Genomic DNA, 17,873 nt, shown 5'->3' with positions numbered 1-17,873 from the left:
CCCATAGATTTAGAAATTATTACTCTGTATAAAAACGAATCGTCCGTTCCAAGGAGCGCTGGCATACGGGACAGAACACAGGTGCCTCATTGATTCTCATCCGGCATTCCGTAGTCGGGCGATAAATTCCCTTTTTAGTGTAACCAGCTCCTTCATATACCCCGACTTTTGTGTAAATCAGTTTTTCATCGGCCTGAGGTTTTGTCGGCACAGGAGTTCCCTGTTCCAGCATATCCTTCCATTTATCTTCAAAATGAACCAAAGTCGTAATATTCGGTTCCCAAGGCTCTATGTCATAAGGATACAACGGACTGGGAGCCTCATCATACGCATATTCATCGGCCAACCCTCCAAAACTATGCCCAAACTCATGTACCACGACTGGTCTGAACATAGAGTGATGTGCCGTAGTCAATGTGTAGGAGTTGTAAATACCTCCTCCTCCGTAGGTATCCGTATTGGCAAGGATAATGATATGCTCGTATGGAATACCTGCCAGCCAGTTATGAATGGCTTTCACGCTACGGGTAGTCAGATAACGATCGGAATAAAACGTATCAAAATGCGAACTTACGGCTGTTTTTTTCCATTCATCCTTTCGGGGAATACTTACCCCGCTATCTTTTGACTCACTAAATACAGCCACAATATTGAAGCGGTCTTTCAGCTTCTTAAACGGTTCATGTGCAAACAAGGCTTCACACGCCACCGCCGCATCTTTGTAAAACAAATCCGATTCATTAGCTGCATAACCTTCTGCCATAATGGCCACGTCAATGCATTTATCTGAAGAACCTCCTTGCCACAAATAGCGATGCGGTGTCAGATCTCCTTCCCCTCTTTGATGAATCAGAATATCAGAAGGATTAACCTCATGTACCAGCGTAGCGCTCACTTCGCGCGAAGCGTTCCGCAAAACGACGGTGATTTCTGCCGGCTGCTTGGGATAAGGTACCAAAAATGTATTTTCGAATCCACGTTTCACGACCTTGGCTTCCTGTTCTCCAATCCATTCCTGAAACAAGCTGGAGAAAGAAGTGCGGTAGATAACCTTCCCGGTAGCCTTATCCTTCATGGTTATCTCTCCATTTCCCTCCAACGGAAGTTCCGACAAATGATGGCGTCTTCCTGCCCACTGCGGAAGAACCGACAATTCATCCAGACAAATGTCCTGCTTGTCTGCATTTCCCATAAATATATAATCCAGACGAAGCGTCTTGTCTACAAAATAATCTTCAAAAGTCTGCGCAAAGGTACCGCTGCCGAGTGACAGCCCCAATGCTAAAATCAATGCTGCTCTTTTCATACGTTCTTTTATTTTCCCACAAAAATAACGAAATGTCTTGTTTCCACACAATCCGCAGTCTAAAAAGCATTTCAATATATCACTCTTTCATAAAACCAGTACTTCCAAGAAAGTACCACAGTACTGCAAAGGAAGTACTCCAGTACTTTCAGGAAAGTACTGCAATACTGCAAGGGAAGTACTGACCTTATGACTTTTCCTGATATAACTAGACGTTTTTTCTTTTTATAAACTGGAGCAGCAGACACTTTGCATACATGAAAACACTTTGAACAACACATAAAAAAAGCGGTGCCTCCACCAAGAGACACCGCCATCCAAATATTTATCATCAATTAATTAAAGAACTTTATTCCAATAAAGTATGTACGCGGCTGCGTAGGGCCATAGAAATACTTGGAGTCACGATTCATACCTTTATCCAAATCCTTCTGGAAGGCATTAAAGATATTCTGCACACCTCCGTTTACCTGCAACTTCAAATGGTCGTTCAGCACAAAGGTGTAATTCAGCTTCAAGTTGAAATCCATAAAGTCAGGGGTATGTTCCAAGCAGTCCTTCTCGATGTATCCGGCAAAGTGAGGAACAATCATGCGTCCCGTATATACGCCGGAAAGAGAAAAGTCAAAGTTCTTCAACGGAGCCGAACTAAACGTAAAGTATCCATAGTAGTCCGGCGTACGCGGCATGCGCTTGATAGCTGCCACATCTTCATCTTCGCTCCATCTCACCGCTTCTGTGTAACGGCTGCGCTGTACCGTAAAACCTAACTGCAACTGTGCTTCCTTTCCATGAGCAATCTTGTAATCGATATTGGCTCCATATACCCGTGCACCGTTTCCGTTTCTGCGTTCCTGCACCAATGTGCCCGATACAGGGTCCTTTCCTAAACTTTCCAGATAAAATACATCGTTCAACGCCGTATAGAAACCTTCAATCAGCAAGTTCGACTGGAAATGTCCGAAATTGAAACTCCAGTCTACAGAACCACTGAAACTGTTGGAGCGTTCCGGTTTCAATCCTTCTGCCAGTCTTACTTCCATTGCCTCACCTCCCACGGCCGCCACATGCAAGTCCTCATCGTATGCCTGAGGTGCACGGAAACCCGTCGACCAAGTGAGACGTCCCTGAAATTTATCAGAAGGTTTCCAGAGGGTATTGATACGCGGACTGAAAATCACGTTATCCACCAAATTGTGTTTATCCAAGCGGAACCCAGCCAATATCGTGAAATAATCCAGTTTCCATTCATTCTGCACAAATCCGCTGGCAATCTTCACATCCTGTCTCAAGTCACGTCCGTAACCCGTCATCACATCATGCAAGGAGTTATACTGATACTCCAGTCCACCGGTAAAGGTAGCCGGAAAAAAGAGACAGTTGTCCATGTTTCCTACATACATAGCTCCACCTACAGCAGTCAGGTCATTGGTTTTTCCGTATGCATTCTCCGCCTTGTCTGCCCCATAATAGCTGTTACGGTCGGTGTGCTGTGCCGAAGCATATACAGAAAGCTTGTGCTTGTACTCATTGAAGAAAACATCATACGTCAGCCCCCCACTGTTAATGATGTGCTTGGTCTGTTCCGTAATATCCGTTTCGTGAGGCTGCAAGTCAAACTTGTTTCCTCCGCGACGGAACTCGTTGGTGGTATGATATTCCAGACTGATACGGCTGAACTGTGTCGGACGGTAATATGCCCGCAGTCCGAATGTATTCATATTCAGTTTACCCAATTCTGAGAATCCGTCTCCATCCGCATCATACGGATTACGGTTACGATAAGACTGATACAGCGCGATGCCATACGAATTGTCGGACGAAACCAGTGACGCATTGGCTCCCATATACTGTTCCCATACCTTTCCATTCAAGTTCGACATGGTAGAAGCCACCTGGAATGAATTACGAACGGGGTCTTTGGTAATGATGTTAATGGTACCTCCCACGGCATTGGCTCCAAATAAGGCAGAACCACCTCCGCGAACCACTTCCACGCGCTCAATCATATTGATTGGAATCTGCTCCAGTCCATACACGCCCGAAAGCGCGCTCATCACCGGACGACTGTTAATCAGGATTTGTGAATAAGGTCCCTCCAATCCATTGATACGCACCTGAGGGAAACCGCAGTTCTGGCAATTGTTTTCTACGCGCAATCCCGACTGGTAGTTCAGCGATTTGGCCAAATCGGTAGAATTGACAATTTCAAACAACTTGTTGCTCATCACATTCACCACCACAGGCGCTACCTTACGGCTGGTTTCATTCCGGTTGGCCGATACTACTACCTCATCCGTCATGATACTTTCTTCCTCCATGACAAAATGCATGTCGACCACAAAGTCTTTACTCACCGTCACCTTCTTTACCTGAGTGGTATATCCCATTATCTGCACCTTCAAGGTGTATTCTCCTGCCGGAAGCTTTTTAAAACGGAAATATCCTCCGGCATCCGTCACCGTACCTTCTCCTGTTTCCACCAACAACACGGTAGCATAAGGCAATCCTGCTTCCGAACCTTTCTCAATTACGTGTCCCACAATGGCATTTCCTTCTTTTACGGGACCATCAGCGTATGCAATAGTACAGCTGACAAGAGCGCATACCACTCCCATCAGCAAATTGATATATTTTTTCATTATTTGCTCCTAAAAAATTAATACTATGTTCTTCAAATTCCCAATAAGAACGATAGTACAGGAGGAGCACGAAGGTACATCCCTTCCGTACAACAACATACGGCATGGAATGTATTCTTTATATAAGGTAATGAATAGAGCAGGTGCAAATCGGGAGTCTCTACTTCCGTATGCCCAGGCTCCAATGAAGAAAAAGTCGACAGAAAATGCAGCGCCAATGTCTGCCCGTCACTATGAGAGTGAGAATGCGAGAAGGGATGCGAGTGCACAAGCATCACCCCGTTTACCACATGCACGTGGGTAAACAGGGCAGTCGTGGCATAATATGCGGCAAACAGAGTGGCCAGACACAATGCCCATACTCGTATATGTTTGCGGAACCCTTTACACATTTTCCGTCTTCCTACGTATTTTATTCGTTATCTTTGTTTCCAAACAAAAGTTCATAATCACGCTTTGCAGCTGGTACAGTCCATTCTTCAGGAATAAACTTCCACTGGTTCAGCGGAGCCGGATTCAGTACTTTAACCTCCTCAATCCGTTTCATCAGGTAATAGCGCAAATCCTTATCCGTTGAAAAGACAATACGCTTTGCCAGTTCTGCTTTGGGAATACCTGCTCCCTTGGTCAGCAAGTCTCCTCCTCCATTTCCACGATAGGAATTGACGGCTACCCGATATTGCTTGTCCATCTCGAACGGCTTGCCGTCGGCCATCCGTTCAATCGTAATTCTCTTTCCGTATGGTTTGGTCACATCCACCGTATAGATGATACCCGCCGCAGAATCAAAATTGAAGCTGGGATTACGGAAACGACCGAAACCGTTGTCTTTTTCGTTCAGCAACAGCAGGTGCTCATCGGGTGAAGTCATCTGGTTCACCCAAAGGTCATACGACATTTCCAGAAAATCCTTTACTTCCTTTCCGGTCAACACCATCGTGTAGAGCATGTTCTCAAACTTATATAAGTTGAACATATCGCTCATACGAATGTCTCCTTCTTTAATCTCAGCATAAGCCGACAAAGGCGCACAGAAAGAAATATCAGCTCCGGTAATATCCAGTTGCAACTGATGAATCAAATCAATAAAAGCAGACGGGCCAAAGAACGCATCCTTGGAAGAAATTGTACGTTCCATCCGTCCGATTTTCCGGGACACAAAAGCCTGCGTCGCCTCATACTGTTTCTGGAAAGTATGCATAAAATCCTTATCTACGGCATAGTCATCCATGTTCACCAGCTTTCCATCTACTTGCTTCGAAACAATCTTTCCATTCTGTTTCTTCACCGTTACGGTCACTTCCGATACCACTTTTGCCGTATTGGCCGGATCAATTACCGGCACAGAATCGCCCGATGCATTGGCAACTCTTTCATTCCAGCGGGTATGGTCATGTCCCATAAAAACAACATCGAACCCTGGCACATTGGCAGCCACGCCTTTCGAGCCGTTTTCTACCACATTGTCCAGTTTCTTTCCATCCATTCCTGAATGAAACAATCCAATCAAAATATCCGGTTGTTCTTTTTCACGAATTTCCTTCACCCATTTCGCCGCACATGCTTCCATGTCCTCAAAACGAAGTCCGGCCCATAACTGCTCAGGCAACCAGGATGGTACCGCCGGCGTAATCATTCCTAACACAACCACCTTCACTCCGTTCCGTTCCAATACCTCATAAGGTTTCAGATAAGGCTTTCCTGTTTTCACATCCACGATATTGGCCCCAAGTATAGGGAAGTCACACTGGCCTACCCAACGGTCGTACACCGCATGTCCTGTCTCCACATCATGATTGCCCATGTTGCCCACATCATAGCGCATATAGTTCAGCATAGCGGCACATACATGTACGGAAGCAGTATCCATATAATTGTAGTAATAAGCCACAGGCTGTCCTTGCAGAATATCACCGTTGTCCATCAAAATAAGATTATCGCCATACACCTCACGCTCTTCCTTCACGTACGAAGAAACGCGGGCCAGACTTCCTCTCATCTGTTTGTTCTGTATAAAATCATAGGGGAAGTAGCATCCGTGCACGTCGCTCGTCTCTACAAATTTCAATGTGATGGTTTCCTCATTATTCGAGGCATTCAAATGCCCTTGGCCCATACCGAGTAATGTAATCAGGCTGATTAAAAAGTAAAATCGTCTAGTCTTCATTTTCGCAGACTTTTATGTAAGTTTTTGCAAAGATACGAGAAGTTGCCGACATTCCCGCAGAATACTTCCTAAAATACCCAAATACGAAAGATTTCCCAACCGCTTTTTTATGCCATTTTTTCACTACTTTTGCAACCAAATAATATAAAGCCCCTATCAATGGAAGAATTCAGCCAGATGATTGCCGCCGAACTGAAACTGCCGGCACATCGCATAGCCAATACACTCAAACTGCTCCAGGGAGGAGCGACCATTCCTTTCATCAGCCGTTACCGTAAAGAAGCTACCGGCGGACTGGATGAAGTGCAGATAGGCGACATTCAGACACGGTATGAGAAACTGTGTGAATTGTCCAAACGAAAGGAAACCGTACTTTCCACCATCGAGGAGCAAGGGAAACTGACTCCAGAGCTGAAAGCCCGCATTTCTGCCTGCTGGAATACAACCGAACTGGAAGACATCTACCTTCCCTTCAAGCCCAAACGAAAAACCCGAGCCGAGGCTGCACGTGCCAAAGGACTGGAACCGCTGGCCCTCTTGCTCATGATGCAAAAGGAAAACAACCTTGCTGCCAAGGTACGGAACTTCGTCAAAGGAGAAGTCAAAGACGAGGAAGATGCACTGAAAGGAGCACGCGATATTCTGGCTGAACAAATCAGCGAAGACGAGCGGTCGCGCAACCTGATGCGCAACCAGTTCCAGCGCCAGGCCCTCATTCAGTCAAAAGTGGTCAAAGGAAAAGAAGCAGAAGAGGCTTCGGCCAAGTACCGCGACTATTTTGATTTCTGTGAGCCCTTGAAGAAATGTTCTTCCCACCGCCTGCTGGCCCTTCGCCGGGGAGAATCGGAAGGAGTATTAAAAGTAAACATTTTCCCGGAAGATGAAGATATGTGCAACGAACGCCTTCAACGGCTGTTCGTACGGGCCAACAATGAATGTGCACACCAAGTGGAAGAGGCCCTCACCGATGCCTACAAACGCTTGCTGAAACCTGCCATTGAAACCGAGTTTGCCGCACTCAGCAAAGAGAAGGCCGATGAAGAAGCCATTCGGGTATTCGCAGAAAACCTCCGTCAGTTGTTGCTGGCCCCTCCTTTGGGGCAGAAACGGGTGATGGGTATCGACCCTGGATTCCGTACGGGATGCAAAGTGGTCTGCCTGGATGCACAAGGTACCCTTCTGCATAACGAGGCCATTTACCCCCACCCGCCCAAATCTGAATATGCACAGGCAGCCCGAAAGATTGTGAAGTTAGTGGAACAATATAAAATCGAGGCCATTGCCATCGGAAACGGAACGGCCAGCCGTGAAACAGAACAATTTGTAACCAGTCAGCGTTACGACCGTGAAGTACAGGTTTTCGTGGTCAGCGAAGATGGAGCGTCTATTTACTCAGCCTCTAAAACTGCCCGCGAAGAGTTTCCGGATTACGACGTGACAGTACGTGGTGCCGTATCTATCGGCAGAAGACTGATGGACCCACTGGCAGAACTGGTGAAGATTGACGCCAAATCCATCGGTGTGGGACAATACCAGCACGACGTGGACCAGACCAAGCTGAAGGCTTCACTCGACCAGACCGTAGAAAGTTGTGTCAACCTGGTGGGCGTGAATGTCAACACCGCCAGCAAGCACCTGCTGACCTACGTTTCCGGATTAGGTCCGACACTGGCACAGAACATTGTGGACTACCGTACTGAAAACGGTCCGTTTGAGTCACGCCGCCAATTATTGAAGGTGCCGAGAATGGGGGCCAAAGCCTACGAACAGTGCGCCGGATTCCTCCGCATTCCGCAAGCCAAGAATCCGCTGGACAATTCTGCGGTTCACCCGGAAAGCTACCCGATTGTAGAACAGATGGCAAAAGATTTGAACTGTACGGTAGCCGACTTGATTAAAGACAAAGAGCTCCGCAGTAAAATCGATTTAAAGAAATACGTGACCGATACGGTCGGTTTACCCACCCTGACGGATATTCTTCAGGAGCTGGACAAACCCGGAAGAGACCCTCGCCAGAAAATACAGGTATTTGAGTTTGACAAGAACGTACGTACTCTAGACGACCTGCAGGAAGGAATGGAACTGCCCGGCATCGTGACCAACATTACCAACTTTGGCTGCTTTGTCGACATCGGTATCAAGGAAAACGGACTGGTGCACGTATCGCAACTGGCCGACCGTTTTGTCAGCAATCCGGCCGACGTGGTACGCATCCACCAGCATGTACGTGTCAAAGTTATGAGCATTGACCACGAGCGGAAACGTATTCAGCTCACCATGAAAGGATTGAACAACTAAATTGACAGATAACAATGAAACAAGATGAAAAGGAGCTGTGCGGCTGGTTTATTTTCTGCCCCAAACAGCAGCTCCTTCTGGTTAAAGACGGAGACAGGTTCCACATCCCATATTCCGTGGAACCTCCCGTACAGCTTCCTGCTGATACGCCCATACATACCGTCGGGGAAATTCTGGGCCATCCGGCAAAAGCATGTGCCCTTCCGCTGGAAGCACTAACAGGACAGAACACCTCATTTATTCCGACAGACCTGCGTGCTTCGTACGATGTACTGCCACTGGAAGAATACCAATGCGCAGGTAAAGCCTCTCAAATACTGACATGGGACAAGAACAGCCGCTTTTGTCCGGCTTGCGGCACCCCTACCACACAGACGGGCCCCATCACCAAACGATGCCCTCACTGCGGACAGGAAATCTATCCGCGCATTTCTCCTGCTGTTATCGTTTTAATAAAGAAAGGGGATAGTGTATTACTGGTACACGCACGCAACTTCCGGGGCAGTTTCAAAGGACTGGTAGCCGGCTTCCTGGAGCCTGGGGAAACACTGGAAGAATGCGTTCACCGCGAAGTGATGGAAGAGACCGGTATCCGTATCAAAAACCTGAAGTATTTCGGAAGCCAGCCCTGGCCTTATCCAAGCGGTATCATGGTGGGATACTATGCGGAATACGAAAGCGGAACCATCAAATTACAGGATGAAGAACTGAGTGCCGGAGCATTCTACCACCGCGACCACCTGCCGGAAATCCCCAAGAAACTAAGTATTGCGCGAAAGTTGATTGACGCATGGTTAAACAACGAGATATGAAAAAAGCAGTATCATTTCTTATCCGACTTTTTCAACAGCTTCTGAGCCGGATAACCAAATTCGGGAAACAGTGCATAAGCTGGTATGTACATACTTTCCGTAAATTGCCATGGTACGGGCGTACCGGAATGGGAATCCTCACCGGCATTGGCATGCTCATCGTCTTACTGGTCATGATTGACCTCAATTTCTTGTGGCTGTTCGGAAAATCACCGAGCATGTTCAACATCAAAGAGCCTATACAGCACATCGCCTCCGAGATTTACAGTGCCGACGGAAAACTGATTGGAAAATTCTATTCAGAAAACCGTACACCGGTGGAATACAAGGATATTTCTCCGATACTGGTCAAGACGCTGGTCTGCACGGAGGACGAACGCTTTTACAAGCATTTCGGTATCGACTTTGAAGGAGTATTTGCTGCTGCCAAAGACTACGTAGCTCACGGAACGGCACGTGGAGCCAGTACCATCACTCAGCAGCTGGTCAAAAACCTGTTCAAAGTACGTTCACAATACTCTACCGGACTCTTAGGACATATCCCCGGAGTAAAACTGCTGATTATGAAGGCCAAGGAATGGGTTACAGCGGTCAAGATTGAAATGCTGTACAGCAAGGAAGAAATTCTGACCATGTATTTCAACACGGTAGACTTCGGAAGCAACGCATTCGGTATCAAGACGGCCTGTCATACCTATTTTAATACAACTCCCGATAAAATTACCGTAGAACAGGCTGCCACACTTATCGGCCTGCTGAAGGCTACTACCTATTATAATCCTAAAATCAACCCAAAGAATAGTCTTTCACGACGAAATGTGGTATTGGGAAAGCTCTATGAACACCATGTGCTGAACAAGCATCAGCTGGACTCCATCCGGAAACTTCCCACCATTCTGAAATTCAAGCAGGAGAATTATTACACTGGTCCGGCACTCTATTTCCGCGAAGCCATAGCCAATGAACTGAAGGAATGGTGCAAGGAAAATAATACAGACCTCTATGGCGACGGACTGAAAATTTATACCACACTCGACAGCCGGTTGCAGCAATATGCCGAAGAAGCTGTCAACCGTCAGATGCGTGAAGTACAGAAACGGTTTGATGCACATTGGGGCACGCAGGCTCCGTGGCGAGACCGGAATGGGGAGGAAATTCCTCGCTTCATCGAAGAGCTGGCCGAAAAGACACCGGCCTACCAGTATCTGTCCCATAAATACGGTAACCAGACTGATTCCATCACCTACTACCTGAACCAGCCTCATCGTTGCAAGGTCTTCGACTATGACCTCGGACAAAAAGATACCCTGTTCAGTACCATGGACTCTATCCGCTACATGGAACGCTTCATGCACTGTGGGTTTGTGGCCATCGCTCCGCATACGGGAGAAGTAAAGGCATGGGTAGGCGACATCAATTTCCAGTCATGGAAATACGATAAGGTGCTTTCCAAGCGTCAGCCCGGCTCTACCTTCAAACTCTTTGTCTATACGGAAGCCATGAACCAGGGATTATCCCCCTGCGACCTGCGTGTAGATGAAAACATCCCCTGGGAAGTGGAAGAAAATGGAGAAAAGAAACTCTGGATGCCTCACAATGCCAATGGAGGTGCCACTCTCGATACCATGTCTCTGAAAATGGCGTTTGCCCAATCGGTCAACACCATTGCTGCCAACATAGCCCATGAAGTAGGCATTCACCAGATAGCCACTACCGCACACCGCATGGGTATCCAGACCAAGCTGGAAGAAACACCGGCCCTCAGCCTGGGAGCTTCTGACGTATCGCTATTGGAGCTGGTTTCTGCCTACGGCACCGTAGTGAACGATGGAGAAGCCATTCAGCCCACACTGATTACCCGTGTAGAGAATAAAGACGGAAAAGTTATCTACCAACAAGAAGCTGAAGCAACCCAGGCCATTCCTTACGCCAGTGCCTATCTTATGCAACAGATGTTAAGAGGTGGACTGACTTGCCCGAAAGGAACTTCACAAGCGCTCTGGCGTTTCCGCATCTTTGATAAAGGTACGGAGTTCGGCGGGAAGACCGGTACCTCTTCCAATCACTCCGATGCCTGGTTTGTGGGTATCAGTCCCAACCTGGTAGGAGGAGCCTGGGTAGGCGGAGAGTACCGCAGCATTCATTTCCGCACAGGCGAACTAGGGCAAGGCAGTCGCACCGCACTGCCCGTATTCGGATATTTCATGGAAAAAGTATTGGCCAATCCGGAGCTTGCCGCACTTTATGCCAAGAAATTCCCAAGTCCTAAAGAAAAGCTGGACCGTTCATGGGATTGTAATGACTATTTCCCTCACTACTGTGACAGCGATTCCATTCTCATCACACTGGGCGATTCATTACTTTTCGAAGCAGAACACGCCGCTCCTACAGAAGATTAACCTATTGATATTCAACACGAATCTAAATTCAACTCAAAATACACTTGTGTTTAAGACAAAACGCTTTGACGTTTGAATCAAAACGCAAGTGCATTTAAGATAAAACGCCTTTGCGTTTGCATTGAAACGTACTTGCGTTTCAAACCAAATGCAAAGGCGTTTTTTAACGACCTTCAAAACACCTATTAAGTATGTAAAAATCTATACCTTATTCTTTCTTTTTTATTTTTTTTCTTACCTTTGCGGTGCATCCTCTCGAAGGGATGTCTGTAACAACAGAAACACTTTAAACAAAAAATATTAGAGATTATGATGACTATTGACAAATTCAACTTTGCCGGCAAAAAGGCAATCGTTCGTGTGGACTTCAATGTACCTTTGAACGAAGAAGGTAAAATTACAGACGATACTCGTATCCGTGGTGCACTGCCTACTTTGAAAAAAATCTTGGCAGACGGTGGTGCCTTGATTATCATGTCACACATGGGTAAACCAAAAGGCAAAGTAAACGCTAAATATTCTTTGAGCCAGATTGTAGACGCTGTAGCTGCTGCTCTGGGTACTCCGGTTCAGTTCGCTCCTGACTGTGCTAAAGCTCAGGAAGCTGCTGCTGCATTGAAACCGGGTGAAGTATTGCTGCTTGAAAACCTCCGTTTCTATCCGGAAGAAGAAGGTAAGCCTGTAGGTATCGAAAAAGAAGATCCTGCTTACGAAGACGCTAAGAAAGCTATGAAGGCTTCTCAGAAAGAATTCGCTAAGACTTTGGCTTCTTACGCTGACTGCTACGTAATGGACGCATTCGGTACTGCTCACCGTAAACACGCTTCTACAGCTGTTATCGCTGACTACTTCGATGCTGACCACAAGATGTTGGGCTACCTGATGGAAAAAGAAGTACAGGCTGTTGACAACGTATTGAAAGACATCAAACGTCCGTTCACTGCTATCATGGGTGGTTCTAAAGTTTCTACTAAGATTGGTATCATCGAAAACTTGATGGACAAAGTAGACAACTTGATCCTTTGCGGTGGTATGGCATTTACTTTCGCTAAAGCTCAGGGTGGTAAGATCGGTAACTCATTGGTAGAAGATGACAAACTGGATCTGGCTTTGGAAATCATGGCTAAGGCTAAAGCTAAAGGTGTAAACTTAGTTTTGGGTTGCGACTGTGTAGCTGCTGACAAGTTTGCTAACGATGCAAACACTCAGGTTTGCGACGATAAGAACATTCCTGACGGATGGATGGGTCTGGATGCAGGTCCTAAAACTCGCGAAGAATTCAAAGCTGCTATCAAGGGTGCTAAGACTATCCTGTGGAACGGTCCTGCCGGTGTATTCGAAATGGACAACTTCGCTGGTGGTTCTAAAGTAATTGCTGAAGCTATTGCTGAAGCTACTAAAGAAGGTGCATTCTCATTGATCGGTGGTGGTGACTCTGTAGCTTGTATCAACAAGTTCGGTATGGCTGACCAGGTATCTTACATCTCAACTGGTGGTGGTGCATTGCTCGAAGCTATCGAAGGTAAAATCCTTCCGGGTATCGCAGCTATCCGTGGCGATAAATAATGCATAAATACTTTATCGTAAATATTTCAAGGCATGACTTTTCGGTCATGCCTTTTTTATTTTCTATTTCTACATAAAGCTCCGTATTATTTTGATAAGAGATTGTTTTTTCCGAAATTTGCACTTATCAACAAAAGTATTATGCAGAAATTTATTTATCTCATTTGCCTCTTATTATCTGTCATATACACACGTTCAGAGGCACAAATATTTCAATATATCGGTATAGCAGACGGACTCAGCAGCCGAAGAGTTCTCTCTATTCAACAAGGAGAATATGATTACATCTGGATTCTTACCCACAAGGGTATAGACCGCTATAACGGAAAGCAGTTTACACACTATCCGCTGATTAAAAATGGTGCAGTTGTCAACTGTTTCCCTAATCTGAATATTTTAAAGACTGACAGAGAAAAGAAGTTATGGGAAATCGGAAAAGACGGACTGGTATTCAATCTGAATGAGGCCAGAGACTCCTTCCAGTTGGTATTCGACTTGCATGAACAGTATCCGGAAACTCAAAAGTGTCCGATAACCTGCATTTATCTGGACGAAGAAAAAAATATCTGGTTCTGCACAGAAGGTTATCAGTACATCTACAATGGAGATACTCAGAAGACCAGAAAAATAAGTCATAAAATTCCAGGAAAAGTAACCTGCATCACACAGGCAAAGGGAAATAACTATTTTATTTCGACCGAACAAACCTTGTATTCAGCTACCCTGAACAAAGGAGAATTAACCAACGTACGGAAAATTGATATTTCCAATATCAACATCATTGATTACATTTATTATCATAAGCCTACCAACAAGCTTATCATCAATGCCCTGCTTGATAAGCTGTTTATTTATACCCCTGAAAGCGGAGAGCTGACAGACCTCGGGAAACACCTGAAAGACATCGGGGTAAACACCATCACGCCCAACCGGAAAAACCTGGATGAGGTGTTCATTGCAACCGATGGTGACGGAGTATATAAACTGGATGTCAAGAAAAAAGAACTTTCTCATTTCTTAAAAGAAGACAATGAGAGCTTCAACAAGATGAACGGAAGCATCATCAAGGATATTTACATGGACCAGAACAACCGTATCTGGAACGTGATTTATCCTATCGGCATTACCATCTATTCCGAAAAGTACCCTGAATACCAATGGTTCAAACATGCGTCGAACAGCAGTAACACCTTGTCAAATGACTGCATCAACGGCATCATGGAGGATTCTGAAGGAGATATATGGTATGCCACCTGCAACGGAATAAGCTGTTATGACATCAGTGAAAAGAAGTGGAAAAGCTATTGTACGGAGAAGGAACTTCCTCAATATGAAAACCATATTTTCTTGTCCGTATGCGAAATAAGACCGGGAATTATCCTGGCCGGAGGCTATATGTCCGGTATCTTCCGCATAGACAAGAAGGCTGGAACTACGACCTTCCATCAGCAAGGAAAATCGCAGGCACGTGAAACTCCGGACAAATACATCCGCGGACTGATAAAAGACAAGAATGAGGTTATCTGGAGTGGAGGATTCTACAGCCTGAAAAGCTTTGACACACGCACACAGGAAAAGCAGGAATACAGCAGCTCCTACCCTATCACGTATCTTTTAGAAAGAAATGAAAATTCCTTCTGGGTAGGAACCATACAAGGATTGTATGTATTCGATAAAACGAAACGGCAACTGTATCCTTACATGGAAAAAGAAGATTTCGGCTGTATCAATGCAATCTACAATACTCCCGACCTGAAAAAGACCTATGTCGGCACCTACGGAAACGGATTGTTTATCATTGATAATCAAACGAATGAAATCACACACTGCATGGCCAACAACAGCGGCTTGCAGACAAACAATATCTATAGTATTGTTCCGGACAAAAACGGGAATCTGTTTTTAGGTACAGAAAACGGACTGTCTTTCTACAACCGGAAAGAACAGACCTTTACCAACTGGACACGGGAACAGGGATTGCAAGGAGCAAACTTCAATCCGACTGCCGGAATACATACCCGAAACGGTCAGCTGATTTTTGGAAGCAACGAAGGTGTCATCATTCTGCCCGACAGTCTGGAACTGCCCTCAAGCTTTTCCAGCCACATGGTATTCTCTAATCTGAACATCATGTATCATCCGGTGCACCCGATGGAAAAGAATTCTCCTTTGACAAAAATTTTGGACGAAACCAATTTCATCCAATTGAAATACGACCAGAACACGTTCTCCATGGATGTGTCTTCCATCAATTTCGACAATCCATCGAGCATTCTGTACAGCTGGAAACTGGAAGGGTTCTATGACCAGTGGACTCCTCCCACCAGCAACGGAACCATACGGTACACCAACTTGTCGCCGGGAAACTATACGCTGAAGGTACGCTCCATTCTGCTCGACAACCAGCAGATACTGGAAGAAAGGGAAATACAAATCTTGGTAGAACGTCCTTTCTGGCTCACTTTCTGGGCATTCCTGATTTATGCCCTGTTCATTATCGGAGCGGCATACGCCTTCCTGCGCTATCAGATTATCAAGCGCGAACGAAAAACTTCGGAAGAAAAAATCAATTTCTTCACGCATGCCGCGCACGACATACGCACTCCGCTGACCATGATCAAGGCTCCTCTGAGTGAAATCATGGAAAAGGAAAGTCTGAGTGAAAACGGACAAAAGAACATCCAACTGGCCATGCAGAGCACAGAGAACCTGGCTGAACTGGCCAATAACCTGATTAATTTCCAGAAGGAAGAATTATATTCCTCACAGACCATCGTGACGGCGCACGAACTGAATCATTATCTGAGCAACTATATGCATCAGTTTGATAGTTTTGCTCGTCAAAAGGACATCACGCTTTCCTACGAAAGTTCGTTCGACAGTCTGGATGTGTGGATTGATACGAGCAAGATGGATTCCATTTTGCGCAACCTGCTTTCTAATGCCTTAAAATATACGCCACAAGGCGGACGTGTATCATTAAAAGCGGAAAGCAACAAAAACACATGGACACTTTTCCTCTCGGACACAGGTATCGGAATGAACAAGGAAGACCAGAAAAAGCTCTTCAAATATCTGTTCAGAGGATATAATACGGCCAACCAGACTACTACCGGATGCGGCATCGGCATGCTGCTGACGTACCGCCTGATTGAGAATCACGAAGGTAAGATTTCATTTACCAGCACCGAAAATGTGGGTACAACCTTCCAGCTGACCTTCCCGATACGAAGTAAAAACTATCAATATAAAAAGGAGGAAAAAGAGGGCACTGATAAAGTACTGACTACGGAACAAGAAACAGCAGGAAATATCACGACCGACATCCAGTTTACCGACTCACAGACAGACGAGCAGGCTCCATTAATATTGGTTGTAGAAGACAATGCTCCATTGCGGTCATTCATTATCCACAGCCTGTCGGACACCTACCAGGTGGAAGGTGCAGGCAACGGACAAGAAGCACTTGACTTCATCAATGAACGTCAGCCCGACCTGATTCTTTCCGACATCATGATGCCGGTAATGGATGGCAAGAAGATGTGTCAGATAGTAAAAAGTCAGATGGAAACCAGTCACATCCCTATCATTCTGCTCACCGCACTTGGTGATAAGGAGCATATTTTAGAGGGACTGGAAATCAAAGCCGACCAATATTTAGTGAAACCCTTTGACGTACACATATTGAAAGCTACCATACGCACGCTGATAGCAAACCGGAAGATGCTACGCAATCGTTTCAAATCGGCTGTCACGGCATTGCCGGAGGAAGCTCCTGCCGTAGAATTACCTACAAGTCTGGACGATGAGTTTATCCAGAAAGTGACCGAACTGGTCAAGGAAGGATTAGGCAAGAACTTCAATGTAGATACCTTATGCGCTTCGGTCAACATGAGCCGCACCAGCTTCTACAATAAGATTAAGGCTTTGACAGGCATAGCTCCGGCTGAATTTATCCGTAACATCCGAATGCAGGAGGCCGCCCTGATGTTAAAGAGCCAGCGCTATACGGTAGCCGAAGTTTCAGACAAAATGGGCTTTGCCGACCCCAAATATTTTACGGATACCTTTAAAAAGTTTTATGGGGTACCCCCAAGCATTTATATGAAAAAGAACTAAACGCAATAACATGAATTTCTATTTAAGAGCATTTCTCATCTTCTTCCGGATAGGATTATTCACCATAGGAGGAGGATATGCCATGGTTCCCTTGATAGAAGCTGACCTGGTAGACAAACGAAAATGGGTGAAAAAGGAAGACTTTCTGGACTTGATGGCACTGGCGCAAACTGTGCCGGGCATCTTTGCCGTCAACATAGCCATCTTTATCGGCTATAAGCTGAAAGGATTCTGGGGAGCTTTCTGGATGGCACTTGGCACCATACTTCCCTCCTTTCTCATTATTCTGACCATCGCTCTATTCTTCAGACAATTCCAGCATGTGGAAGCCGTAGAACATGTGTTCAAAGGCATCCGTCCTGCGGTAGTAGCCTTGATTGCAGCTCCTACCTTCAAAATGGCAAAATCAGCCCGTATCAACCGATACAATATCTGGATTCCGGTGGTTTCGGCACTACTGATATGGCTTCTTGGCTTTTCGCCTATCTACGTCATCATCCTCAGCGGATTAGGAGGTTACCTGTATGGACGCTACCAAAAGAAATATAACTAAAAGGAGATAAA

The 17,873-nt window shown here is 45.8% G+C and carries 10 protein-coding genes; 6 read left to right on the top strand and 4 right to left on the bottom strand.

The features are described 5' to 3' along the window. Nucleotides 1–19: 19 nt before the first annotated feature. The 4 genes from DXD04_RS07960 to DXD04_RS07945 form a co-directional block, all read right to left on the bottom strand. Entirely contained in the window at nucleotides 20–1,306 is a 1,287-nt protein-coding gene (locus tag DXD04_RS07960; RefSeq protein ID WP_117672423.1) for a M64 family metallopeptidase, read from the bottom strand. 335 nt (nucleotides 1,307–1,641) lie between these two features. Continuing rightward, complete coding sequence (locus DXD04_RS07955; protein WP_117672421.1) at nucleotides 1,642–3,948, bottom strand: TonB-dependent receptor; 2,307 nt, start codon at nucleotides 3,946–3,948, stop codon at nucleotides 1,642–1,644. Nucleotides 3,949–3,980: 32 nt separating this feature from the next. Next, complete coding sequence (locus DXD04_RS16610) at nucleotides 3,981–4,340, bottom strand: hypothetical protein (protein ID WP_147330754.1); 360 nt, start codon at nucleotides 4,338–4,340, stop codon at nucleotides 3,981–3,983. A 20-nt stretch (nucleotides 4,341–4,360) separates the two neighbouring features. Next, entirely contained in the window at nucleotides 4,361–6,064 is a 1,704-nt protein-coding gene (locus tag DXD04_RS07945; protein ID WP_117672417.1) for a bifunctional metallophosphatase/5'-nucleotidase, read from the bottom strand. A 210-nt stretch (nucleotides 6,065–6,274) separates the two neighbouring features. Between DXD04_RS07945 and DXD04_RS07940 the strand changes: the two genes are divergently transcribed. The 6 genes from DXD04_RS07940 (at nucleotide 6,275) to DXD04_RS07915 (ending at nucleotide 17,862) form a co-directional block, all read left to right on the top strand. Further along, the gene (locus tag DXD04_RS07940) at nucleotides 6,275–8,413 is read left to right on the top strand and encodes a Tex family protein (RefSeq protein ID WP_117672415.1); all 2,139 of its coding nucleotides are present in this window, start codon (nucleotides 6,275–6,277) and stop codon (nucleotides 8,411–8,413) included. Nucleotides 8,414–8,427: 14 nt separating this feature from the next. Beyond that, nucleotides 8,428–9,225 (top strand): NAD(+) diphosphatase, encoded by a 798-nt coding sequence (nudC, locus tag DXD04_RS07935; protein WP_117672413.1) that lies wholly within the window; start codon nucleotides 8,428–8,430, stop codon nucleotides 9,223–9,225. Beyond that, a complete protein-coding gene (locus DXD04_RS07930) occupies nucleotides 9,222–11,624 on the top strand; it encodes a transglycosylase domain-containing protein (RefSeq protein ID WP_259299534.1) in 2,403 nt (800 codons plus the stop codon). Before nudC ends, DXD04_RS07930 begins: the two co-directional genes overlap by 4 nt. Nucleotides 11,625–11,933: 309 nt before the next feature. Beyond that, nucleotides 11,934–13,190: a phosphoglycerate kinase gene (locus DXD04_RS07925; RefSeq protein WP_117672409.1), complete on the top strand. Its 1,257-nt coding sequence runs from the start codon at nucleotides 11,934–11,936 to the stop codon at nucleotides 13,188–13,190. A 141-nt stretch (nucleotides 13,191–13,331) separates the two neighbouring features. Next, entirely contained in the window at nucleotides 13,332–17,309 is a 3,978-nt protein-coding gene (locus DXD04_RS07920; RefSeq protein WP_117672407.1) for a hybrid sensor histidine kinase/response regulator transcription factor, read from the top strand. A gap of 10 nt (nucleotides 17,310–17,319) precedes the next feature. Continuing rightward, nucleotides 17,320–17,862, top strand: a complete 543-nt coding sequence (locus DXD04_RS07915) for a chromate transporter (RefSeq protein ID WP_117672405.1) — start codon at nucleotides 17,320–17,322, stop codon at nucleotides 17,860–17,862. Nucleotides 17,863–17,873 lie beyond the last annotated feature (11 nt).

Source organism: Phocaeicola plebeius (genome assembly GCF_003437535.1).
GTDB classification, from domain to species: domain Bacteria; phylum Bacteroidota; class Bacteroidia; order Bacteroidales; family Bacteroidaceae; genus Phocaeicola; species Phocaeicola plebeius_A.
This window is presented reverse-complemented; position numbering and strand designations above follow the sequence as displayed.